Origin of the sequence: Amycolatopsis sp. NPDC057786 (assembly GCF_042797905.1) — a bacterium.
Classification (GTDB): Bacteria; Actinomycetota; Actinomycetes; order Mycobacteriales; family Pseudonocardiaceae; genus Amycolatopsis.
Genome location: NZ_JBHVKW010000005.1, coordinates 68,869 through 90,663, shown reverse-complemented (window position 1 = coordinate 90,663; position 21,795 = coordinate 68,869). Strand labels below are relative to the sequence as shown.

At 70.3% G+C, this 21,795-nt stretch carries 21 protein-coding genes; 12 read left to right on the top strand and 9 right to left on the bottom strand.

The annotated features are described in order from the left end of the window. Positions 1–70 precede the first annotated feature (70 nt). Positions 71–1,630 (bottom strand): PucR family transcriptional regulator, encoded by a 1,560-nt coding sequence (locus tag ACFVM3_RS05670; protein WP_378435883.1) that lies wholly within the window; start codon positions 1,628–1,630, stop codon positions 71–73. Positions 1,631–1,747: 117 nt separating this feature from the next. Here ACFVM3_RS05670 and ACFVM3_RS05665 point away from each other — a divergent pair, with 117 nt between their 5' ends. Genes ACFVM3_RS05665 through ACFVM3_RS05655 form a run of 3 tightly spaced genes read left to right on the top strand, consistent with a single transcriptional unit; the run spans position 1,748 to position 4,220 of the window. Further along, positions 1,748–2,950, top strand: a complete 1,203-nt coding sequence (locus ACFVM3_RS05665) for a serine/threonine-protein kinase (protein WP_378435881.1) — start codon at positions 1,748–1,750, stop codon at positions 2,948–2,950. Positions 2,951–3,006: 56 nt separating this feature from the next. Continuing rightward, the gene (locus ACFVM3_RS05660) at positions 3,007–3,633 is read left to right on the top strand and encodes a ClpP family protease (RefSeq protein WP_378435879.1); all 627 of its coding nucleotides are present in this window, start codon (positions 3,007–3,009) and stop codon (positions 3,631–3,633) included. Continuing rightward, entirely contained in the window at positions 3,630–4,220 is a 591-nt protein-coding gene (locus tag ACFVM3_RS05655; RefSeq protein WP_016335566.1) for a ClpP family protease, read from the top strand. The genes ACFVM3_RS05660 and ACFVM3_RS05655 overlap by 4 nt, the downstream gene beginning before the upstream one ends. Here ACFVM3_RS05655 and ACFVM3_RS05650 read toward each other — a convergent pair. Together ACFVM3_RS05650 and ACFVM3_RS05645 are read right to left on the bottom strand one after the other, a co-directional pair. Continuing rightward, positions 4,217–4,549 carry a helix-turn-helix domain-containing protein gene (locus ACFVM3_RS05650; protein WP_378435877.1) on the bottom strand — a complete coding sequence of 111 codons (333 nt, stop codon included), beginning with the start codon at positions 4,547–4,549 and terminating at the stop codon, positions 4,217–4,219. The genes ACFVM3_RS05655 and ACFVM3_RS05650 overlap by 4 nt on opposite strands. Positions 4,550–4,594: 45 nt before the next feature. Beyond that, on the bottom strand, positions 4,595–5,539 hold the full coding sequence (locus ACFVM3_RS05645; protein ID WP_378435875.1) for a GlxA family transcriptional regulator: 945 nt from the start codon (positions 5,537–5,539) through the stop codon (positions 4,595–4,597). Between the two features lie 71 nt (positions 5,540–5,610). Between ACFVM3_RS05645 and ACFVM3_RS05640 the strand changes: the two genes are divergently transcribed. Beyond that, a complete protein-coding gene (locus ACFVM3_RS05640; RefSeq protein ID WP_378435874.1) occupies positions 5,611–5,946 on the top strand; it encodes a cupin domain-containing protein in 336 nt (111 codons plus the stop codon). Here the strand turns inward: ACFVM3_RS05640 and ACFVM3_RS05635 are convergent. The 4 genes from ACFVM3_RS05635 to ACFVM3_RS05620 form a co-directional block, all read right to left on the bottom strand. Then, positions 5,931–6,596 (bottom strand): pentapeptide repeat-containing protein, encoded by a 666-nt coding sequence (locus tag ACFVM3_RS05635; RefSeq protein ID WP_378435872.1) that lies wholly within the window; start codon positions 6,594–6,596, stop codon positions 5,931–5,933. The two genes, ACFVM3_RS05640 and ACFVM3_RS05635, sit on opposite strands and share 16 nt — an antisense overlap. Positions 6,597–6,662: 66 nt before the next feature. Continuing rightward, on the bottom strand, positions 6,663–6,839 hold the full coding sequence (locus tag ACFVM3_RS05630; RefSeq protein WP_378436067.1) for a CsbD family protein: 177 nt from the start codon (positions 6,837–6,839) through the stop codon (positions 6,663–6,665). 59 nt (positions 6,840–6,898) lie between these two features. Continuing rightward, complete coding sequence (locus tag ACFVM3_RS05625; RefSeq protein WP_378435870.1) at positions 6,899–7,105, bottom strand: hypothetical protein; 207 nt, start codon at positions 7,103–7,105, stop codon at positions 6,899–6,901. Between the two features lie 55 nt (positions 7,106–7,160). Next, positions 7,161–8,432, bottom strand: a complete 1,272-nt coding sequence (locus tag ACFVM3_RS05620; RefSeq protein WP_378435868.1) for an MFS transporter — start codon at positions 8,430–8,432, stop codon at positions 7,161–7,163. A 90-nt stretch (positions 8,433–8,522) separates the two neighbouring features. Between ACFVM3_RS05620 and ACFVM3_RS05615 the strand changes: the two genes are divergently transcribed. From ACFVM3_RS05615 to ACFVM3_RS05605, 3 genes are all read left to right on the top strand, one after another. Further along, positions 8,523–8,930, top strand: a complete 408-nt coding sequence (locus tag ACFVM3_RS05615) for a helix-turn-helix transcriptional regulator (RefSeq protein ID WP_378435866.1) — start codon at positions 8,523–8,525, stop codon at positions 8,928–8,930. An 88-nt stretch (positions 8,931–9,018) separates the two neighbouring features. Continuing rightward, the gene (locus ACFVM3_RS05610; RefSeq protein WP_378435865.1) at positions 9,019–9,546 is read left to right on the top strand and encodes an EF-hand domain-containing protein; all 528 of its coding nucleotides are present in this window, start codon (positions 9,019–9,021) and stop codon (positions 9,544–9,546) included. A gap of 93 nt (positions 9,547–9,639) precedes the next feature. After that, positions 9,640–10,563: a hypothetical protein gene (locus tag ACFVM3_RS05605; RefSeq protein WP_378435863.1), complete on the top strand. Its 924-nt coding sequence runs from the start codon at positions 9,640–9,642 to the stop codon at positions 10,561–10,563. On the opposite strand, the gene ACFVM3_RS05600 is transcribed toward ACFVM3_RS05605, so the two are convergent. After that, positions 10,560–11,195 (bottom strand): response regulator transcription factor, encoded by a 636-nt coding sequence (locus ACFVM3_RS05600; protein ID WP_378435862.1) that lies wholly within the window; start codon positions 11,193–11,195, stop codon positions 10,560–10,562. The genes ACFVM3_RS05605 and ACFVM3_RS05600 overlap by 4 nt on opposite strands. A gap of 81 nt (positions 11,196–11,276) precedes the next feature. Next, a complete protein-coding gene (locus tag ACFVM3_RS05595) occupies positions 11,277–11,528 on the bottom strand; it encodes a hypothetical protein (protein ID WP_219150793.1) in 252 nt (83 codons plus the stop codon). A gap of 275 nt (positions 11,529–11,803) precedes the next feature. On the opposite strand from ACFVM3_RS05595, the gene ACFVM3_RS05590 reads away from it, so the two are divergent. The 5 genes from ACFVM3_RS05590 (at position 11,804) to ACFVM3_RS05570 (ending at position 21,631) form a co-directional block, all read left to right on the top strand. Continuing rightward, entirely contained in the window at positions 11,804–13,867 is a 2,064-nt protein-coding gene (locus ACFVM3_RS05590; protein ID WP_378435860.1) for a BTAD domain-containing putative transcriptional regulator, read from the top strand. A 60-nt stretch (positions 13,868–13,927) separates the two neighbouring features. Further along, on the top strand, positions 13,928–17,572 hold the full coding sequence (locus tag ACFVM3_RS05585) for a BTAD domain-containing putative transcriptional regulator (RefSeq protein WP_378436065.1): 3,645 nt from the start codon (positions 13,928–13,930) through the stop codon (positions 17,570–17,572). A 20-nt stretch (positions 17,573–17,592) separates the two neighbouring features. After that, on the top strand, positions 17,593–18,852 hold the full coding sequence (locus ACFVM3_RS05580) for an ABC transporter substrate-binding protein (protein WP_378435858.1): 1,260 nt from the start codon (positions 17,593–17,595) through the stop codon (positions 18,850–18,852). Positions 18,853–18,863: 11 nt separating this feature from the next. Beyond that, positions 18,864–20,213 carry a GH1 family beta-glucosidase gene (locus ACFVM3_RS05575; RefSeq protein ID WP_378435856.1) on the top strand — a complete coding sequence of 450 codons (1,350 nt, stop codon included), beginning with the start codon at positions 18,864–18,866 and terminating at the stop codon, positions 20,211–20,213. Positions 20,214–20,452: 239 nt separating this feature from the next. Beyond that, positions 20,453–21,631, top strand: a complete 1,179-nt coding sequence (locus ACFVM3_RS05570; RefSeq protein ID WP_378435854.1) for a DUF222 domain-containing protein — start codon at positions 20,453–20,455, stop codon at positions 21,629–21,631. Positions 21,632–21,795: the final 164 nt, after the last annotated feature.

The following is a 21,795-nucleotide window of genomic DNA, read 5'->3' as shown; positions in this document are numbered from 1 at the left end:
ACACCAAAGGTCCCCCGCTCCCCTTCCACAGATCAGCACGCTAAGGAATCCTTACAGGACACGGCCTGGTCTATCCGGACTGAGCCGCCTCCAGCGCCAGGAACAGGTCGACCCGGTCCGCGGTCCGGCCGACGTCGCGGCCGGTCAGCTCGGTGACCTTGGCCAGCCGATTGCGCAAGGTGTTGACGTGCACGTACAGCGCCGCGGCGGTGGCCGCCCACTGGCCGTCGTGATCGAGGAACGCCCGCAGGGTCTTCTCCAGGTCGCCGTCGCGGGCGCGGTCGTGCTCGCGCAGCGGGCCGAGCAGGGCGTCGGCGAAGGTGTGCCGCCACTGCTCGTCGTGCGACTCCAGCAGCAGCCGATAGCTGCCCAGCTCGGCGAAACTCGCCGCGACCGGGCCGCTGCGCCTGCCCCGGAGCACACGGCAGGCTTCGCGGCAGCGCGACAGCGGCACCCGCAGTTCGGCCGCGCCGGGCACGGGATCGGCGAGCCCGACGACCACGCGCCCGCCGCCGAGCCGGTGCGACACCGCCGCGGCCAGCCGTGGCGCGAAGGCGGCGGGCGACTGCCGTCCCGAACGGAACGGCAGCACCGCGACGACGTCCTGGCTGCCCGCCGCCACGACCGCGGGCAGCCCGTCGGCCAGCAGGAAGTCCGTCACGGCCTCCGCCATCCCCGGCGGGGTCGCCGCGTCGTCCCCCGCGAAGGCCAGCGCGATCACGGCCAGCGGCCCGTCCGGGTCGACACCGAAGGCACGCAGCCTGCCGGGTACCTCCGCGGCGCGCTGCGCGCCCGACAGCACCATGTCCAGCAGTTCGACGGCGAAGCGCATCTCGATCGCCTGCACAGCCTGGTGCCGGGCCACCTCCAAGCTGAGGTAGCGGGCGGTTTGCTCCAGCGCGTCCCGCTCCTCGCGGGTCAGGTCGGCCGCGGGCCGCAGGCACAGCAGCGCGGCGTCCGCGTCGCCGATCGCGCCCACCGGGAACAACGCCGCCCGCGTTCCCGCGCCCAGATCCGCCTCCAGCGGCGGCGGGTGCCCGGCCAGCGCCTCCGCCGCGGCGCGCGACTGCCCGGCATCCAATCCGGCACCGGCGGACGCGAGTTCCCGGCCCATCCGGTCCACGACCGCCAGCGGAAGCTCGTGCTCACGACGGAGGACCGCGAGCACCCCGGACGCGCCCGCGCCTCGCGACAGCGCCGAGGTCAGCTCGTCGCCTCGGCGTACCAGTGACATCAAAGCGTTCTGCCGGTCCGTGGCCTGGATCGCCGCCGCGGCACGGGTGACCGCCGTGAACGGCACCGCCACCGAGATCTCCAGCAGGGGCAGCCCGGCCTCCCGGCAGGCGTCGGCCAGCTCCGGAGGAGTGTCGCGTTGCTCCACACGCAGGCCGAAGATGATCCCCGCCGCCCCCGCGCCGACCACCCGCGCGACGAACTCCGCCGGCTCGACGCGATCCAGCCACAGGCCGTTGGTCAGCACGACCTCGTGTTCACGCACGTACGGCCCGGGGTCGGGAAGCTCGGTGTTGTGCACCCACAGCACCTGCTCGGCCAGCGCGCCGTCTCGGCCGGGGACGACCACCCGCAGCTCGAGCGCCGGGTCGTCGACCAGGGCCGCCAAGGTCAGCATGACTGTGAATATATCCAGCCGCGTACGTCCTTTATGGATGAACGGCCATTTCATCGTTTTGTCATGAGCGCTGGTTAGCGTCCCTCGAAGACCCTTCAGGATTCGAGGAGAACCACTGTGACGGCAGTTTCCCGCACGATCGCCGAGCGCTACACCCTGCTCGAGAAGGTGGGTGGCGACGGGACGGCCGTGCTGTGGCGTGGCGAGGACGGGCCGGACGGCCGCCAGGTCGCGATCAAGGAGCTGCCGCTTCCCGCCCACGATCCCGCCCTGGTGGAGCGGCTCCAGCGCGAAGCCCGTGTCACGGTGGATCACCCGTCGGTGGTACCCGTCCACGATGTCGTGGTGGCGGACGGGACGGCGTTCCTCGTGATGGACCTGGTGGAGGCCCGGACGTTGGAGGAGCTGGCGTCTTCGGGTCCGCTGCCGCCACGGTTCGTGGCCGAACTCGGCGGGAAGGTGCTCGGCGCGCTCGCCGCCGCGCATACGGCCGGAGTCGTGCACGGGGACGTGCGGCCGGCGAACATCCTGGTGGCTCCCGACGGAGCGGTGAAACTGACCGGCTTCGGGATCGCCAAGGCCCTCGATCCGTCAGGCACTCCCGCGTTCCTCGCCCCCGAAACGATCGCGGGGCACGAAGGCACTCCCCACTCCGATCTCTGGTCGCTCGGCGTGACCCTCCTCAGCGCGAGCGAAGGCGGGAACTACTTCCAGCGGGCGAACGTCGCGGCCACGCTGTACGCCGTCGTCAACGAGCAGCCGCCCTTCGCCCGGACGTCAGGGCCGCTCGCGGACGTCCTCCGCGGGCTGCTGGCGAAGGCACCGCAGGCGCGCATGCTGCCGGAGCACGCTTTCCCGCTACTGGCCCAGGCGGCGAGCGGCGTCGAAACCCCGGCGCCCCAGCGGCCAGGGCTGACCCCGCCCTCCGTGTTCGCGGTCCTGGCCGGAGTGGCGGGCATGGTGCTCGGTTTCGCACTTCTCGCGAACGCGATGCTGGTGCATCAGGCGTACTACTTCTTCGAGTTCTCGGATCCGTTGATCTCGTTGGGAGACATCAGCCTGGTCCTCGCCGGGGTGGCCGCGGTCGCGGGCGGCGCGAGCCTGCTCGCCAAGGTCCGGGCGGGGCAGATCATGCTCAGCGTCTCCGCACTGCTGACGCTGTTCTCGCTGTGCCTGCTGACCTTCATCGGCGGCGATCGGGAGCACCTCGGCCTTCCGGTTCAGCCGGGTCTCACCGTCGATCTCCTCGTCCTCGTCTTCGCCGTCGTCCTGGCGGGCGTCGTCTGGTTCGTCCCGACCCGGCGCCCTGCTGTGGGCTGATCCGCTCACAGCAGAGAAACCGGCGGGCGGCCGGGCCCCGGCGGCATGGTCGGGGCATGACCGACTACGAGAAACAGCCACTCTTCGACCAACGGCTCCGGGAACGGTTCTTCAGCCAGCGTGTGCTGGTCCTCGACGGCGCGCTCGACGACGACAACGGCACGGTCCTCACCACCCAGCTGCTGTCCTTGGCGAGCGAGGATCCCCGCAAGGACATCGCGTTGTGGATCCACTCACCGGGCGGATCGGTCCCCTCGATGCTGGCCATCCGCGACGTGATGCGGATCGTGCCGTGCGACGTCGCCACCCTCGCGCTGGGGCTGGCGTGCAGTGCCGGGCAGTTCCTGCTTTCCGCGGGCACCCCTGGCAAACGCTTCGCCCTGCCGCACGCCCGGATCCTGATGCACCAGGGTTCGGCGGGTATCGGCGGTTCGGCCGTCGAGGTGGAGGTGCAGGCGGACGACCTGCGCTACACGCGGGACACGGTGCTGGGCCTCATCGCCGACGACACCGGGCAGCCCATCGACCGGATCTTCGCCGACTCGCTCCACGATCGCTGGTTCACCACCGAGCAGGCGCGCGAATACGGCTTCATCGATCACATCGTCGAGAGCCTCGACCAGGTGGTCCCCGTCCGCACGCACAGGCTCGGCCTCGGCACGGAAAGGGGTGCGGGCGCATGAGCACCTACACCATCCCCAACGTCATCTCCCGCAGTCCGGCCGGCGAGCGGATCATGGACGTCTACTCGCATCTGCTGTCGGAGCGGATCATCTACCTCGGGACCGCGATCGATTCCGGCGTCGCGAACGCGCTGATCACGCAGCTGCTGTACCTGGAGGCGGACAACCCCGAGCAGGAGATCAACCTCTACATCAACACCGAGGGCGGCGACCCGTCGGCGATGCTCGCGCTGTACGACACCATGCGGTTCATCAAGGCGCCGGTGGCCACGACCTGCGTCGGCCAGGCCGTCGCGGCGGGCGCGATCCTGCTGGCCGCCGGCGAGGCGGGGCACCGGTTCGTGCTGCCCCACACCCGGGTGGTGCTGCATCAGCCCGCCGCGCAGGGCCGTGGCACCATCCCGGACCTCATCCTGCAGGCCGACGAGGTGGTGCGGGTCCGGACGCAGCTGGAGGAGATCCTTTCCGCGCACACCGGCCGCGCCGTCTCCGATCTCCGGCACGACACCGATCGGGACCGCGTGTTCGACGCGGCGGGCGCGGTCGCGTACGGGCTCGCGGACCGCGTTCTCGACGAGCGTGCCTAGGCGGCCATGAGCACGGGCCCTCGCGGACGGCGACCGACCGCGAGACCCGTGCTGCCGCCCCGGCTGATCGTGCCCGCGATACCGAAGAGCAGATCCGCCAGGTCGAGCCCGAGCGCACCGGTGACCGCGGCGATCATCTCGCTGGACGGTTCCTTGCGACCGCGTTCGATCTCGGAGAGGTACTGCGGCGAGATCCCGGCGCGTTCCGCGACGTCGACGAGGCGGCCGCCCTGGTCCTCCCTCGCGGCGCGCAGGCTCTTGCCCAGCACGTCACGCCACAGCGGCTCCGGTTCGGGGCGCTTCTGCTGGAAAGGGAGGATGTCCGCCATACGATCATCGTGACATTCCGCCGGGGCGCGCGTGCGCCGTTCCGCTCAAGGCGAAACCGAGCCCCGGAAGGCGCGCCGGTACGCGCCCGGCGTCGTGCCGACCTGATCGCGGAAACGACGGCGGAGGTTCACGGCCGACGTCAGCCCGACTCGGGTCGCGATCACCTCCACCGGCAAGGCGGTCTCCTCCAGCAGGGTGCGCGCCTCGGTCACGCGCCGCGTCAGCAGCCATGCCCCCGGCGTGGTACCCAGCTGGTCGGCGAAGCGCCGGGCGAGCGTGCGGGGCGAGACGTTGAGGTGCGCGGCCAGATCGCCCACCGACAACGGTGTCCCGAGGCGTTCGCCCGCCCAGGCGAGGAGACCGTCCAACTCGTCGCCGGGCGGCGGGGCCGGGACGAACTGCGCCTGCCCGCCGTCGCGGTGCGGCGGCATCACCATGTGCCGGGCGACGAGGGCGGCGTGCGCGGCCCCGTGGTCACGCCGGACCAGGTGCAGGCACAGATCGATCCCCGCGCCCGCCCCGGCACTCGTGGCGACGTCGCCGTGGTCAACGTAGAGCACATCCGGTTCCACGCGTATCCGCGGGAACTCTTCCCGCAGCTGGGAAGCGCGTGCCCAGTGCGTGGTCGCCGCCCTGCCGTCCAGCAGCCCGGTGCGGGCCAGCGCGAAAACGCCGGAACAGATCGTGACGAGCCGCGCTCCCCTGGCGTGCGCGCGGAGGAGCGCCCTGCGCACAGGAGCTGTCAAGGGTGCCTCCACCGGAGACCAGCCGGGGATGAGCACGGTGTCGGCGCCCGCCAGTGCGGACAGGCCCCTGGTCACGGACATCGCGTACCCGGCCGTGGTCGGCACCGGACCGGGTTTCTCCGTGCAGACGTCGAATTCGTAGTAGCGCGGCACCCCGGCGCGCTCCGTGCCGAAGACCTCGGCGGCGATCCCGAGTTCGAAGGTCGACTGCACCGGCCGCACCAGTGCCATCACGCGATGCATGGCAGGAAAATACCCCATGGTGTCTTCCCTGACACTGTCCGGCGGCAGAGCGGTCGCGGCACGATGAAGCCATGCACTCCGAGATCCTCGCCCAAAAGGGCTACACCTCCGTCCCCGTCAAGGAATCCCCGGTTCGCGAGCTGTTCCCCGGCATCCGGCTGCGTCCACTGTGGACAGGACCTGGCGGCGCGCACGCCAATGTCCTGGAAATGGATCCCGGCACCTCGTGGCCGCACCGCGACGTCCACGAACCGGGCCCCGAAGAGGTGTTCGTCGTCTCCGGCACCTTCAACGACGGCGCGCGCGACTATCCGGCGGGGACGTTCCTGCACGCTCCGGCCGGTTCGTGGCACGTGCCCGCGTCGGCGACCGGGTGCACGCTCTTCGTCTTCTACCCGGAGGGCTGAACCGACAATCCGCTCTCCGCAGCGAGGATTCCCGCGACCGAAACAGCTTGTTCGCCGGTGATCTTCGCCCCGCGCAGGGTCAGCAGACCGCGGACGCCGGAAAGTCGCGAACCGCGGAGATCGCAGTCCAGCGCGCCGGTCGCGGCGAATTCGGCGTCCGTGAACTCACAGTCCACAAAGGTCAGCCGCGACAGGTCACCGGAGAACACCGTCTCCCGGAACGAACAGCCGGAGAACACCGTCGAACCCTTCACCCGCTCGACCGTCACCGACGCGTAGTCGAAGCGCCCGTTCTCGACATACAGATCGGTCGCGGAGGTGATCGCCACTCCCAGCCCGATCGCGCGGCAGCGAAGGATTTCGACCCGGCGCGCGGTCAGTTCGCGGATCGCCGCGTTCGACAGGTCGGCCCCTTCGAGGATCACGTCGGAGAGCGCCAACCTGTCGAGGCGGGCGTTCGCCAAACTGACGTCGGAGACGAGGGAATGCACGATCTCGCCGCCGCCACGGACCCCGCCCTGGTCGCCGCCGTCGAGATGGACCGAGTCGAAGTCGAACTCGCCCTGGAACACGGCGGGTTCGCTGTCGAGGCCGTCGCGTTCGACGGAAGGGCGCCGCACCTTGACGCCGTCGAAATCCCGGAAGTCCATGAGCCGGACCGTACCCGCAAGGGCTCGCGCGCGAAGGGGGGCCTTCACGCGCGAGCCGGCCGCAAGTCAGTCTCGGGCGCCCTTCACAGCGTCCTTGATCTTCTCGCCTGCCTGCTTGACGTTGGCCTTGCCCTGCTCGGTCTTGCCTTCGGCCTGCCACTGCTCGTTGTCCGTGGCGTCCCCGACGGCTTCCTTGGCCTTGCCCTTGAGTTCTTCGACCTTGTTCTCGGCCTTGTCGTTCATCATGGCCTCCCTTCGTTGTCCGCTGCCTCCGGTTACCCGGCAGCGGGCCAGGGAAACTCTCATCTCTCGCCACCCGTGTGGCCGCACGGGTACACCGTCTTCGCGACGAGGGCTTCACACGCCGGGCAGTGGTTCACCGGCCGTTCGCGACGACCCCAGTAGGAGTGGACCGCCCCGCAGAGGGCGGTGACCCGCTCACCGAGTCCGGGATCCGGATTGCAGACGGGGCAGTAGGCGTGCGCCGCCCGTTCGACTTCGGCTGTCATCCGCCACCTCCGGGTTCGCCTTGGCGTCCGGCCCTGTAGGTCGTTATACATACTTTCATCCCATTTCGCCGCAGGGCGGTACAGTGTCGGGTCCGAGTGCGACGCGCTCGCCGTCCCGAATCCTCCGCAAAGGATTGACGAGGACGAATACCGCGCCACAGCAGATGATCCCGGCCGACAGCACCAGTCCGGGCAGCGTGCCGAAGACCGTGCCGACGAAGCCGGCGCCGAGACCACCCAGGGTTCCGGTACCGAAGACCACGGAGAGCGCGGTCCCGTTGACCCTGCCCATCAGTTCCGGTGGCGTGATGCGCTGAACCAGGCTGAGCACGTGGACGTTGAAGACCGAGTCTGCGAAACCGATGAGGAACTGGCTCACGATCAGCGTGGTCAACGCGGCTTCGTTTCCACCGATCGGCAACAGGAGGAAGCCCGATCCGGTCAGCAGGATCGAGGTGGCCAGCGTCCGGCCGAGGGAGATCCTGCGGGCGATCGCGCCGGACGACACCGCGCCGAAGATCAGGCCGACCGTGCCGATCGCGAACGCGAGCCCGACGGCCCCAGGGCTCAGCTTTCCGTCCCCGTAGGCGAAGACCAGTACCAGGGCGTTCCCCGTCGCCACGCCGAGGTTCACCGTCGTGCTCGCGAACATTAGATCGCGCAGCCGGGCGTCGGACATCAGCACCGCCAGGCCCTCCCTGGCCTCTCGCAACGCCGATCGCCGCTCCCCGGTCCTCGCCGGGGGCGGCTCGCGGTGGCGCATCAGCGTCAGTGTCAGCAACGAGGCGAGAAAGGACAGGGCGTCGGCCAGGATCGCCAACGCGGTGCCGAGGATCTGCATCAGCCCGCCCGCGGCGCCCGCACCGCCGACCTCGGCGACCGCGCGGGAGGTCTGCAGCCGTTCGTTCCCCGCCACGATGCCCTCAGGTCCGGCGAGTACCGGCAGATAGGACTGGGCGGCGATCTCGAAGAAGACCGTCAGTACGCCGACCACGCCGGCGACCACGAACAAGTGGGTGAGAGTGAGAACGTCGAACAGGTACGCGACCGGGATCGACCCCATCGCCACCAGCCTGCCGGCGTCGGCCCCGATCATCGTCTCACGGAGCGGGAGCCGGTCGATCCAGACGCCCGCCAGGGTGCCGATCAGGACGAACGGCAGAAATCTCAGCGCGGCCAGCAGTCCGACGTCCCATGCGGTCCCGCCGAGTCCGAGCAGGGCGGCGGTCGGCAACGCGATCCGCGAAACCTTGTCGCCGAACGCGCTGATCGTCTGGCCGATCCACAGGCGCCGGAAGTCGCCGGGGAACGCGAAAGATGAAGGCATCGAAATCCGATCACTGGAAGGGAAATCGAGCCTAAGATCCAATAGACGTCAAGGCCGGGTCGGTTATTCGAAGTCGAGGAGAGCGGGAAAATGCCCCAGCGGCCGGTCGGTTCCGCGGGAGTCGCGGGAATGGTCCAACTGCACCAAGCCGCGCCCCTGATCGAGCGACAGCACGCGATCATCGAACTCCTGCGGGTGCGGGCACCGCGCCGGGTGACGGGCGCGAGCCTCGCGAAGTCCACCGGGGTGAGCCTGCGGACCGTGGAACGCGACATCGCCCGCCTGTGCGAAGCGGGCGTTCCCATCACCATTCACCGCGGGCCGCGCGGTGGCTACGGCATCGACGCACGACCCGTGCTGCCGCCGATCTCTCTGACGCCGGGTGAAGCCTCGGCACTCATAGCCTCCTTGGTGGCCGTCGGTCCGTACACCTCGGCGGTCGCGCAGTCCGCGCTGGGCAAGGTCCTCGAAGCGCTGACCGGGAATGACCACCGGTAACGAGTGAACGGCCGTCCCCCGATCGTGGCTCACCGGGCCCCTGAATGGCCGATGTGCCCCACCACGTCCGGTTCTATCGTTCCGACGCATGGCTAGCGACTTGCAGCGGCGCAAGATCTCGGGCGTCTTCGCCGCGATGGATGCCGACGGCGACGGTTTCCTTCAGGAGCAGGACTTCCAGGCGTTGGCCGAACGCTGGGCGCGGCGGCGCGGGCCGGGTGACGAGCGGCGACTGACCGGCATCATGCTCAGCTGGTGGACGACGTTGCTGGCGGCCTCGGATCTGAACCGCGACGACAAGGTGACCCTGGACGAGGTCCTGCTGGTGGTCGACAAGCTGCCGGACACGCCGGAGGCCGTGACCGCGACCGCCGACGCGATGTTCGAAGCGATCGACGAGAACCGGGACGGCCTCATCTCCGCGGCGGAGTACCACCAGTTGATCGAAGTGTGGAACGGGCGCCCCACCGACACCGACGCCACGTTCCCGCTGCTGGACGCCGACGGCGACGGCATGCTGTCCCGGGACGAGTTCGCCGCGCTGTGGCTGGAGTTCTGGGCGGGTGACGACGCCGGGGCGCCGGGCACCCTGGTCTTCGGACCACTCGCGGCCTGACCGTCGCGGCGTTCGGGCCGACCCGGCGTCCATAGGGGCCAGACCTCGCCGGGTACCCCGCGCTGGACGCCCTGCGGGCTCACGATGGCAGGCGTGGACGCCGTACAGGAAACCGGCTCGATGGTCTCGAGCGCCATCGCGCTGTGCCGGCGGGACCGGTGGACCGAAGCGGCCGATCTCTTGGCGGAAAACGATTCCTGGCGCACGGAATCGCCGGTTTCCGCCATGCTGGGCGAACTCTTCGGCGGCCTGGCCGAGCTTTGGGACGGCCGTTGCGCGCGGTTCGGCGCGAACCTGACCGAACGCGAGCGGTGGCCGTTGAGGACGGTGCCGCGGTACCGGAACGACCAGATCACCGTGTACGTCTCCGCGTTGCTGGTGCTGGGAGAACGAGCACGCGCGGAAAAGCTGCTCGCCGACGAAGAATTCCCCGAGACCGGTCTGCGTGACGGCGAACGTTCGATGCTCGCGGCCATGCGCGGCCAACCCGCCCGCGCGATCGACTTCGCCCGCCGCGCCGTCACCGGCCGTTCGCCGCGCGGCTACGACATCGGCTCGGCCGCGACGCAGCTGTCGACCGTGTCGGTCCTGCTGTCACAGGGGCGGGCCACCGAGGCACGGGAACTGCTGACCGCCGCCCGCGCCACGGCGCCGACGCTGGCCCATCTGCTCGATATCGCGGAAGCCCGAGTCGACGTCGCGTCGGGCGAAACCGACCGCGCCGTCCGGCGCCTGCACGCGGCCACCCGCGGACTCGCCGTCGGCACGGACATCGCCTGGGCCGAACTCGCCGAGCTCGCGTTGCGAAGGAACGACCGCGCATCGGCGAAGCAGGCACTCGGCGCGCTGGAGGACCTCGCCACCGCGATGCCGACGGGCCGGGTGTTACTGCATCGCCATCTGGTCCGGGCCTGCCTCGGCGAGGAGCCCGCCGGGGAATGCCTCTGGCTTGCCCGCGAACGCGGCCAGCCGCTCGAACTGGCCGTCGTCACCGAACGTCTGGCCCGGCACGGTTAGATCACCCCGGCCCGCACCGCGTACGCGACGGCGTGCGGCCGGTTGCGCAGCTTCAGCCGTCCGGTGATGCCCTGGATGATGTGCTTCACGCTGCGCTCCGAGTAGCTGAGCTCGCCGGCGATCTCGACGGTGTCCTTGCCCTCGGCCATCAGCCGCAGGACGTCGATCTCCCGGGTGGTGAGCCCGGCGGTGTTGACGCCCATCGGGTCGAGCACCTCGCGTTGCAGCCGCTCGACATGCTTGAGCAGTTCGCCGAGCAGGCTCGGCGGGAGCACCCCGCCGCCGGTGGCCGCCGCGCGGACGGCGTGCGCCAGCCGTTCGCCCGTCGTGGCCGACCGCGGCAGGACCGCCACCACCCGGCATTCGATGGCGGGCACGAGCTCCGCCTCGCTGATCTGGCTCACCACCAGCACCACCGGCTTGCCGTCCTCGGCGGCGAGCCGCCGCAGCCAGAGCACGATCTCCGGCGTCAGGCATTCGGCGGCGAACACCAGTACGTCGGTCTCGGCGCGCCGCTCCCAGTCCCGGATGTCGATCCCCTGCCGCGCGCCCAGCTGGCTGGCCAGGCCCGCGGTGGTGATCGGGTCGGGCGCGTGCACCGCCACGGTGATCTGTCGGGTTTCCGTGTCCACTTCGTCCCTCCGCTTGTCCGCGGCCCCAGTCGGATGGGACACAGTCTGCGAAGGAGCTCTTCACGAAGTCTCCACGAGTTCTCAACGAGGCGTGAAGGACTTCGTGGCCTGCTGAAACGCCTCGACGTACTTGGGCAGCTCATCCAGGATCTCGCGGAGCCTGCCCTCGGGTCCTGCGTAGTCCGGGTCGGCGAGGAGGGCGTAGCCGAAGGCCAGCGTCCGCCGAAGCTCGGTGATGCGGGCTTCGGCCTCATCGGCGTCGAGGACCAGCCTGCCGTTCCGGGCGAGGCTGAGCAGGACATCGCCGGCGAAGTGTTCCTGATCCTGGCTCACTGTCACAGCATGCACAGCCGCGTATGCCTCGACCAGCGCCGGAGGGCATTCTGCCCCTGGGAACGCCCGGCTTTGCCCGGTCACACCTCGCCTGAACGCGGCCCGAAAACCACATGAACGGACATCCGACTGTCCACGAACCGGCATGATCCGGGCCCAAGGGCCGAAACCCACACGGTGAGTGCCCGATTGATTGCGAAACCCACATCGCCGCCACTAGGCTTTCCGCCGGGCAGGACACTCTTTTCGGCAGTCGGACGCACAGGCGGCAGGTCATGGACGAGGTTTCCTCGCTGACGGTGCGGCTGCTGGGCGGTTCCCCCGCCCGCCACGGCGAAGGCGAGATCGCGCTGGGTCCCGCCCAACGTCAAGCGGTGTTCGCCACCCTTGCCCTGCGCGCCGGCCAGTTCGTCTCCCGCAAGGAGATCATCGACGCCGTCTGGGGCGAGCGGCCCCCGGACAGCGCCACCGGCATCGTGTACACCTACGTCTCCGCGCTGCGCCGCGCGCTGGAGCCCGCGGGTGAACCGCTCGTCGCCAGCCGCGCCGGCTACCGCCTCGACCTGCCGAAGCAGCAGGTCGACGTCCATGTCTTCGAAGCCGAGCTGGAGCGGGCCCGCGCGCACCGGCTCGCCGGCTCGCACGAACGGGAGCTGGCGTCGCTTCGTTCCGCGCTCGGGCAATGGCGGGGTTCCGCGCTCGACGGGATCCCCGGGCCGTTCGCCGAGACCCAGCGCGCCCGGCTGAACGAGCTGCGGATGAGCGCGCTCGAACGCCAGGCCGAGGTCGCGCTGCACCTCGGCGGGTACCACGAACTCGTGGGCGAGCTCGCCGTGCTGGTCGAGCGCCATCCGTTGCGGGAAGGCCTGCACCGGATGCTGATCACCGCGTTGTTCCGGTCCGGCAGGAAGGCCGAGGCGCTCGCCGCGTTCGACCGCGCCCGCGAGACGATCATCGAGCAGTCCGGGCTCGAACCCGGGCCGGAGCTGCTCGCCCTGCGGCAGCGGGTCCTGGACGACGATCCGGCACTGCACCACCAGGACCGGCCGGAACGGCATCGGCGGGCCCACGTCCTGCCCGAACGACCGTCCGCTTTCGTCGGCCGGGAGTTCGAACTCCGCCGGGTGCACCGTCAGCTGGCCGCGTTGCTGGACGAAGGCCGCGGCGGGACGCTCTGGCTGGACGGCGAGGCGGGCAGCGGCAAGAGCGCCTTCCTGGCCGAGGCCCTCGCCGCGGCGAGGAGCCGCACGCGCTGGGTCGAAGCCGACGAGCTGACCAGCGCGGTCCCGCTGAGCCTCATCGCCGACTGCCTCGGCGGCGAGGCGCTCGACGATCTCGGCAAAACGGTCACCGAACTGTGCGAAGACGGGCCACGGGTGCTCGTCTTCGAAGACCTGCACTGGGCCGACGAGGAAAGCCTGCTCGCCTGGCAGCGGCTGCACCGGTTCACCGCACACCTGCCGCTGCTGCTGATCGGCTCGGCCCGCCCGCTCCCCCTGCGCCGCACCCTCGAAGTCCTCCGCACACAGCTCGACGGCGACGTCGTCTCGCTGCCGCCGTTCGACGGCCCGGCCGTCGCCGCGCTCGCCGAGGAGACCTTGGCCAGGGATCCGGGCGAGGATTTCCTCGGGTTCGCCGCCGGGTACAGCGCCGGAAACGTCGGTTACCTGTGCGAGCTGTTCGCCGAGTTCGCCGACGGACGCGAGCCCGCCACCACGCCGCACAGCCGGATCGCCGCCGTGGTCGAAGATCATCTCGCCGCGCTTTCCGTGCCGTGCAAGCGAACGTTGAACTCGGCGGCGTTACTCGGCTCGTCGTTCACGGTCGCCGACCTGACCGGCGTCACCGGCCGCGAACCGCGGGCGCTCATCGGAGCGGTCGAGGAGGCGCTCGCCGCACGGGTGCTGGAGACCGAGGGAGAACGGCTGCGGTTCCGTGTCCCGCTGGAACGGGAGGTGTTCGCCGCCAACACCCCACCCGCCATCCGCGCCGTGCTGCACCAGGAGATCGCCGCGACCATGGCGGGCTCCGGCGCGCCCGCCGACCGCGTCGCCGAGCAGCTGCTCCAGGTCGGCGACGAGCTGACGGCCCGCTGGATCCCGCAATGGCTGCTCGACAACGTCCGCTCACTTCCCGCCGGACCGGCGGTCGAACTACTCCATTTGCTTTCCCACCAACGAAATCTGACCGAGGAGCAGCACCGGAGCCTGGCGGGCGAGCTCGCCGCGCTCCTTTTGCCCGAAACGGGGGCCACGCCCTCCTGGTCCGCGCGGCCTTGGTGCGCGCCGCTGCACACACTCGCACGGGTGCGCAACCGAACCGCACCGAGGACGTCCTAAACTGCGGGGACACAGTAGTGATCCGGCCACTTTCGGCGCATGACGAGAAATGGAGCCGGCGTGACGAACGGGCTGCGCGTCGAGCTGCTCGGGCCGCCTCGTGCCTGGCTCGACGACGTCGAGCTGAAGCTCGGGCCCGCCCGGCAGCGCGCGGTCTTCGCCACGCTGGCGGCGCGCCGCGGCCAGGCGATCTCCCTCGGCGAACTGATTTCGAACGTCTGGGGCGAGTCGGCGCCCGCCAGCGCCACCGGCAGCGTCCACACCTACGTCTCCGGTCTACGCGGCGCGATCCGCAAGGCGGGCGGTGACGCGCACGAGGTCCTGAGTTCGTCCGGGTCGAGCTACGTACTGCGGCTGGACCGGGAAGCGCTCGACGTCAACCGGTTCGAACAGGACGCGGCGGCCGCCCGGCGACTGCTCGCCCACCCCGATCAGCGGGGCGCCGCCGCGCGGCTCACCACCGCGCTCGATCTCTGGCGCGGCGAGGCCTATTCCGGCGTGCCGGGCCCGTTCGCCGAAGCGGAACGCGTCCGGCTCACCGAACTCCAGCTCACCGCCACCGAACTGCGCGCGACTGCGCTGCTCGGCATCGGCGACCACCGCGAAGTGGTGGCCGAACTGACCGCGCTCGTGCAGCGGCACCCGTTGCGCGAGTCGTTGCACGAGACGCTCATGCGTGCCCTGCACGCCAGCGGGCGGCCGATCGAAGCGCTCAGCGCGTATCGCGAGGCCAGGCGAATCCTGCGGGCCGAACTCGGTGTCGAACCCGGTGCCCCGCTGCGCGATCTGCACCAGCGCATCCTGGACGGCAGCGAAAAACCCGTCACCCGGCCGAAACCGGTTCCGGTCCGCGTCGTGCCGCCGCCGGTGGCCAAGGCGATCGAACGCGGCGGCCAGGGCCGGCTACCCGGCCGCGCCAGGCAGGTCGAGCGGCTGGACGGCTTCGTCACCGACGTGCTCGCCGGCCGCGGCCGCCCGGTCTGGCTCGAAGGCGAACCGGGTATCGGCAAATCGGAACTGCTGATCGCCGGGCTGGCGGGCGCCGCGGCGCGGGGCTGCCAGCTCGCCTGGACCGCGGCCGACGAGCTGCGGCAACGGTTCCCGCTGCAGGTGATCATGGAATGCCTCGGGGTGCACCACGGCGCGGCCGATCCGGCCAAGGCCAAGCTGGCGGGCGAGCTGCACGCCGAACCCGCGCACGGGAACTGGGGCCCCGCCGACCCGATCCTGTCCACTGTGGACAAACTGCTGGCACTGGTCGACGAGACCTGCGCCGCGGGCCCGCTGGTGCTGGTGATCGACGACCTCCACTGGGCGGACGAGGCGAGTGTGCTGCTGTGGCAGCGGCTGGCCGCCGCCACCCGCCAGCTGCCGCTCCTGCTGGTCGCCGCCACGCGCACCGGGCACGGCCGCCGCGACCTCGCCCAGCTCCGTCGCGGGGTCGAGGCGAGGGACGGCGAGATCATGCCGGTCGAAGTGCTGACCGACGACGACGTCGCAGCCGTGTTCGAGGTGGTCCTCGAAGCGAAACTCGGCACGAGCCTGCGCCCGCTGGTCCAGCGCGCGGCCGGGAACCCGCTCTACGCCAGGGAAATCGCACACGACCTGGTCCGCACCGGCTCGCTGCGGATCAAGGACGGCGTCGCCGAGGTGACGCTGGACGGCACCGAGAACGCGCCGCGGTCGCTGCTGGCGGCGGTGGCCAGGACGCTGGAATGCCTCGACCCCGGAACGACCGAGATCCTGCGGACCGCCTCGCTGCTGGGCGCGGAGTTCGCCGTCGAGGACCTCGCCGCGCTGGCGGACAAAGGGCCGCTGGAGGTCCTGCGGGAGCTGGAGCCCGCAACCACCGCGGGCGTCATCGAGTACGCCGGCGACAAACTCGCCTTCCACCATCCGTTCCAGCGGCAGGCCCTGTACGGCGCCATCGCCGAACCGGTCCGCGCCGCGTTGCACCGGCGCGCCGCCGAAGCGCTCGCGCGGGCGGGCGCGCCGATCAAACGGGTCGCCGAGCAGCTGGCGACCGGGCCGGTGCCGTTCGACCCGTGGCTGGCGGGCTGGCTCACCGCCAACCACGTCGCGGTGTCCAACCGCGCCCCGCATATCGCGGCCGACCTGCTCCGCGGCGCGCTCGACAGCACGGTGCCCACCCCCGAGCAGCGGGAGACGCTGATCGCGGCGCTGGTGCGCGTGCTGTTCCGGCTCGAACTGGCTCCGGAGGCGGAGGCCGAGCAGGCGGTGAAGATCGTCACCGACAAGGCGGATCTGGCGCAGATGCGGCATTTCCTCGCCGCGCTGCGGTACCGGCGGGGCGACACGCCGGGCGCGATCGAGGCGCTCGGCGACACCGCCGACGACCCGTCGATGCCGGAGCTGTGGCGCACCAGCACCCGGACGCTGCTCGCCAACTTCCGGCGCGGCACCCTCGCCGACCTCGACGAGACCGAACGGATCGCGCGGGCCCTGTACGCCGAGGCGAGTGAGCGCTACCCGGCCGCGCACGCGCAGCAGACCTTGTGGCTCGTGCACTCGATCCGCCGCGAGCACGACCTGGCGCTGACCGCGATCGACGCCGCGCTGGAGACCACCGGCGACGAGGCCGACCTGGCGACCCTGCGGTTCGACCTCCTCGACAACCGCCTGTTCACCCTGCAGAACCTCGACCGGCTCACCGAAGCCGACGCCACGCTGCACGCCGGGTACGAAACGGCCGCGCGGCACGGCCTGCCGACCGGTCCGCAGGTCTCGGCGGCCGTGCACTACTACTGGACCGGCCGCTGGGACGAGGCGCTGGCCGAACTGGACTCGGTCACCGAGGACGGCCCGGCGATCACCTTCTACGGTGTCCGCGAGCCGGGTGCCGCCGCCCTGCTGCTGCACGGGGTCGCCGCCCTCATCGCGGGCCATCGCGACGAACGCGTCGCCGTCCGCGCCCACCTGGAAGCGGCCGAGGCGCACTCGCCGTCGAACTCGTCCGAGCGCGAGAGCTGCGACTTCTACCTGGCCGCGCAGGCGATGGCCGCCGAGCAGCGCGGCGGACTCGACGACGCGCTGCGGCTGTTCGCGCCGGTGCTGCGCCCCGACTACGCCCGGATGATGCTGCGCCACCAATGGCTTCCCGACGTCGTCCGGGTCGCGCTCGCCGCCGGGAACGACGCCGTCGCGCAGGAAGCGCTCGCCGTCTGCGCCGAGGAGGCGAGCCAGGAGACCGTTCCCGCCAGGGCCACCGCGGCCGCTCTCCGGTGCCGGTCGCTGATCGACGGCGATCCCGAAGGCATGCTGGCCGCGGCCGATCACTACCGCGAGGTCCACCGGCCGATCGAACTCGCGGCCGCGCTGGAGGACGCCGCCGAACTGCTCGGCCGCGCCGGTTACCTCGAAGCGGCGGCCCGTTCGCTCACCGAAGCGTGCGAAGTGCTCGGCGAGGTCGGCGCCACCTGGAGCATCCGCCGGGCGGAAAGCAGGCTGCGCCGCCACGGCGTGCTGAGCCGCGCCGAGCGAAGTCCCCGGCACAGCGGGGCACTGTCGCCGCTGGAACTGCGGGTCGCGCGGCTGGTGGCGGCGAAGCTGTCGAACCCGGAGATCGCCGCCGAGCTGAGCCTGCCGCGGCGGACAGTGCAGTCGCTGGTGTCCAGGGTCCTGACCAAACTGCACGCCGACTCCCGGCTCACCGTCGGCGACCAGCTGCCGAGACGACTCGCGTGACCGCACGACCGAGGAGAACCATGACCCGCGTACTGGCCGGTTTGACGGCGCTCGTGTTGCTGCTCAGCGGCTGTTCGAGCGCGCCGGAAGCCGGCGGCCCGATCAAGCTCACCGTCGCCACTTTCGGCGAGTTCGGGTACGAAAAGCTCTTCGACGACTACGAAAAGGCCCATCCGGGGATCACCGTCGAGGGCCGGGTCGCCGACTTCGAGACGCATCACCGTCAGCTCGCCACCGGGCTCGGCGCCGGACGCGGCAGCGCGGACGTGGTGGCGATCGAGGAGCAGTATCTCCCCAAGTTCCGCCAGTCCACGGACAAGTTCACCGATCTCTCCGAGTTCGGCGCGCAGGGTCTTCGCGAGCGGTGGCCCGCCTGGAAATGGGACCAGGGCACCGCCGAGAACGGGAAGTTCGTGATGGGCCTCGGTACCGACATGGGCAGCCTCGCGCTCTGCTATCGGCGCGACCTGTTCGCGAACGCGGGCCTGCCGTCCGACCGCGACCAGGTGGCCGCCCTGTGGCCGACCTGGGAGAAGTTCGCCGAAACCGGCGAACGGTTCAGCGCCAAGGCGCCGGACGACGTCAAATTCGCCGATTCGGCGGGCACCGTCTACACGGCGATGCTCAACCAGGCGCAGGAGAACTACTTCTCCAAGGACGAGCGGTTCATCGCCGACACGAACCCCAACGTGCGCAAAGCCTTCGAGCTGGCGGGCGGGATGGCGCTGAAGAAGGAGACGGCCGCCGTCACCACCTTCACCCAGCCGTGGACGGTGGCGATCAAGCAGAGCCGGTTCGCCGCCATCACCTGTCCCGCTTGGATGCTCACGCAGATCGAAGAAGCGGGCGGGCCGGAGCTCGCGGGCAAATGGGACGTCACCTCGGTTCCTGGCAAGGCGGGCAACTGGGGCGGCTCGTTCCTGACCGTCCCGAAGCAGGGCGCGCACCGCAAGGAAGCGTACGACCTCGCCGTCTGGCTCACCGCGCCCGAACAGCAGAAGCGGATCTTCCTCGAAAGCGGGCTGCTGCCGAGCGCGCTGGGCGCGTACCAGGACACCGCCGTGCTTTCCCACACCAGCCAGTACTTCAGCGGCGCGCCGATCGGGAAGATCTTCGCGGCCTCCGCCGAGGCCTTGCGGCCGAACTACCGCGGGCTGCGCGACGGCGAGGTGCGACCGGTGTACGGGCACGCGCTCGGCCGCGTCGAAGAGGGGAAGCAATCGCTCGACCAGGCGTGGAGCCAGGCCGCGACCGAAGGCCGCGCCGCGGCCGCCAACTGAGCGGGGACGGCGTGACACGCAGCTTTCCGGCCGGGTTCCGCTGGGGCACGGCCACCGCGGCGTACCAGATCGAGGGGTCGACGACCGCGGACGGCCGCGGACCGTCCATTTGGGACACCTTCACCGAGCGGCTCGGTCTGGCCACCGGTGACCCGGCTTGCGACCACTACCGGCGTTACCGCGAGGACATCGACCTGCTGAGCGACCTCGGCGTGCCCTACTACCGATTCTCCGTCGCGTGGTCGCGGGTCATGCCGGACGGCCGCACGGTCGAACCGCGCGGACTCGCCTTCTACGATCGCCTTGTCGACACGGTGCTGGAACACGGCATCACCCCGATGGTGACGCTCTACCACTGGGATCTTCCGGAAGCACTGCAGGCGGAAGGCGGCTGGCCGAACCGTGACCTAGCGAACCTTTTCGCCGACTACGCGCTGACCGTCCACAATATACTGGGCGATCGGGTGCGGCAGTGGACCACGATCAACGAACCGTTCTGCGCCGCCTTCATCGGCTATGGGAACGGCGATCACGCGCCGGGCATCCGCGACGAGGGCGCGGCACTGGTCGCCGGGCACAACCTCCTGCTCGCGCACGGCAAGGCCACGCAGGCGTTGCGTGCGAACAGCACTGGGCAGGAAGTGTCCATCGTGCTCAACTTCGCCCCGGTGCTGACCGATGTGGACGACGCCGCGCACCGCGAGGCCGCGCGGAAGTTCGACTTCCTGCACAACAGGTTCTTCCTCGATCCTCTGTTGGGCCGCGGCTATCCGCCCGAGCTGCTGGCGGATCTCGCTCATCTCGGCACACTGGAACCGGCGATCGCCGACGGCGATCTGGAGATCATCGCGCAGCCGCTGGACATCCTCGGCGTCAACTACTACGCGCCCGCCCGCGCGGTCCCGCTCGAAGACCCCGAAGCCGACAGCAACTGCCCGCTGCCCGGCCTGCGCGGGATGGACGTCCAACCGCCCCGTGGTGACCTGACCTCGCTCGGCTGGGAGCAGCGGCCATCGTCGTTCACCGAACTTTTGCTGTGGCTGCACGAACACTGCCCCGGCCTGCCGCTCGTGATCGCCGAAAACGGTGCCGCGTTCGAGGACGAGGTCGTCGGCGGGCGGGTGCACGACGAGAAACGCGTCCGCTACTTCGCCGAACACCTCGCCGCCGTCCACGACGCGATCGAACGCGGCGCCGACGTCCGCGGCTACATGGCCTGGTCGCTGCTGGACAACTTCGAGTGGGCGATGGGGTACACGCAGCGGTTCGGTCTCGTGCACGTCGACTTCGCAACCCAGGAACGAGTACTCAAGGACAGCGCGCGGTTCTACGCGGACGTGGTGGCACGCAACGGTTTTTGACGGCTTGGGCCGTTGCCGGAAAACGGCAACGCATGTTCTGCGTGGAGCCAGGTCACCAATCTTCCCATCCGGACAAACGCACTTCGGGCGCTGCCGGAAAGCGGCCACGCCTGGATTCGTTGTGTCGTAAGGGAATTCTCGTGGGTTCGGAAATTGTCGGTGGTCGGTTGTAGCTTCTGGGTGTGGATACACGCAACGCCACTGTGGCGCTACTCAAGGAAATCATTGCTTCTGACGTGTTGAAGGAGGTCAATGCCGCGCTGGATTCGTTGGAGGACAAGGATGCTGTCGACGCTGCCGTGGCGGCGTCGGAAGGAATCGCACGATTGGAAGCTGTCCGGTTCCGCGCGTTGGCGCAGCTGAACCGGCATCGTGGCGGCGCGGCGAGTGTGGTGCAGGAGGTCGCGTTCGCTTTGTCCGTTGTAGGCGGTCACGCTGCTGGTCTGGTGTCGACGGCGGCGGCGTTGACGACCCGGCTGCCCCGGACGCTGGGACTGCTGGACCGGGGGGAGGTGGGCGGCTATGGGGCGATGAAAGTCGCGACCGCCACGGCGTGGTTGTCCGACGAGGACGCCCGCGCGGTGGACGCGGTCCTGGAGGACCGCCTGCCGGGCCGAAACGCCGACCAGATCCGGAAGGCGGCGAGCCACGCGGCGATCATGGCCGACCGGGACGGCGCCGCCCGGCGTGCGGAGCGGCACCGGGCGGGGCGCCGGTTGTCGCTCCGGCACGGCGAGGCCGGGGTCGCCTCGATCGAGGTCGAGGACGGTCCGGTGGAGAAGGTCGCCGCCGCCTACACCCGGATCGACCGCGAAGCACGCGCCCTCAAAACCGGCGGTGAGACCCGCACGTTGGATCAGCTGCGCGCCGATGTCGCCCTCGACCTCCTGCTGGGCGGCCAAGGCGGCACGACTGAACGGTGTGAGGTGTTCCTCTACATGGATTTGAACACCTACCTGGGCGTGAACGAGGACCCGGCCGAGCTGGCCGGTCACGGGCATATCCCAGGGTCGCTGGCCCGGGAGATCGCGTCGGGACCGGACACGGTGTTGCGGCGGATCATCACCGACCCACTCTCCGGGCAAGTCCTGGATTTGGGGCGGGGCCGGTATCGGCCCACCGCCGGGCTGGGCGAGTTCGTGCGGGTGCGGGACCGGGAATGCCGAAGACCCGGCTGCCACCGCGTCGCCCAGGCCTGCGACCTCGACCATGCGGTGCCCTGGCAGCACGGCGGCCACACCACCGACACCGAACTGGTGGATCTCTGCCGCCGCGACCACCGTTTGAAAGACGAACCCGGCTGGACCTACCGGCTAGCCGCCGATGGCACCCTCACCATCACCACACCCACCGCACAGAGCTACGACAGCACCCCACCACCACTACACGAACCCCGCACCGACCAACCACCGTTCTGAGACCGTCGCCGAAAACCGACCACGGCGCCCGGGGCGCGTTGCCGAAATACGGCAATGACCCGAACTGGGCTGACCCAGCTGTGAGATCTGGACCAGAAGCCACACAGCAAGCTGTCGTCGCCGAAATACGGCAATCACCTGCCACAAACCCAGAACCCGGAAGC

What these genes read in the sequence shown, in the direction of transcription:
- ACFVM3_RS05670 (WP_378435883.1), bottom strand. Translation starts at nt 1,630, where the DNA reads ATGCTGACCTTGGCGGCCCTGGTCGACGACCCGGCGCTCGAGCTGCGG.
- ACFVM3_RS05660 (WP_378435879.1), top strand. Translation starts at nt 3,007, where the DNA reads ATGACCGACTACGAGAAACAGCCACTCTTCGACCAACGGCTCCGGGAA.
- ACFVM3_RS05655 (WP_016335566.1), top strand. Translation starts at nt 3,630, where the DNA reads ATGAGCACCTACACCATCCCCAACGTCATCTCCCGCAGTCCGGCCGGC.
- ACFVM3_RS05650 (WP_378435877.1), bottom strand. Translation starts at nt 4,549, where the DNA reads ATGGCGGACATCCTCCCTTTCCAGCAGAAGCGCCCCGAACCGGAGCCG.
- ACFVM3_RS05645 (WP_378435875.1), bottom strand. Translation starts at nt 5,539, where the DNA reads ATGCATCGCGTGATGGCACTGGTGCGGCCGGTGCAGTCGACCTTCGAA.
- ACFVM3_RS05640 (WP_378435874.1), top strand. Translation starts at nt 5,611, where the DNA reads ATGCACTCCGAGATCCTCGCCCAAAAGGGCTACACCTCCGTCCCCGTC.
- ACFVM3_RS05635 (WP_378435872.1), bottom strand. Translation starts at nt 6,596, where the DNA reads ATGGACTTCCGGGATTTCGACGGCGTCAAGGTGCGGCGCCCTTCCGTC.
- ACFVM3_RS05630 (WP_378436067.1), bottom strand. Translation starts at nt 6,839, where the DNA reads ATGAACGACAAGGCCGAGAACAAGGTCGAAGAACTCAAGGGCAAGGCC.
- ACFVM3_RS05625 (WP_378435870.1), bottom strand. Translation starts at nt 7,105, where the DNA reads ATGACAGCCGAAGTCGAACGGGCGGCGCACGCCTACTGCCCCGTCTGC.
- ACFVM3_RS05620 (WP_378435868.1), bottom strand. Translation starts at nt 8,432, where the DNA reads ATGCCTTCATCTTTCGCGTTCCCCGGCGACTTCCGGCGCCTGTGGATC.
- ACFVM3_RS05615 (WP_378435866.1), top strand. Translation starts at nt 8,523, where the DNA reads ATGCCCCAGCGGCCGGTCGGTTCCGCGGGAGTCGCGGGAATGGTCCAA.
- ACFVM3_RS05610 (WP_378435865.1), top strand. Translation starts at nt 9,019, where the DNA reads ATGGCTAGCGACTTGCAGCGGCGCAAGATCTCGGGCGTCTTCGCCGCG.
- ACFVM3_RS05590 (WP_378435860.1), top strand. Translation starts at nt 11,804, where the DNA reads ATGGACGAGGTTTCCTCGCTGACGGTGCGGCTGCTGGGCGGTTCCCCC.
- ACFVM3_RS05580 (WP_378435858.1), top strand. Translation starts at nt 17,593, where the DNA reads ATGACCCGCGTACTGGCCGGTTTGACGGCGCTCGTGTTGCTGCTCAGC.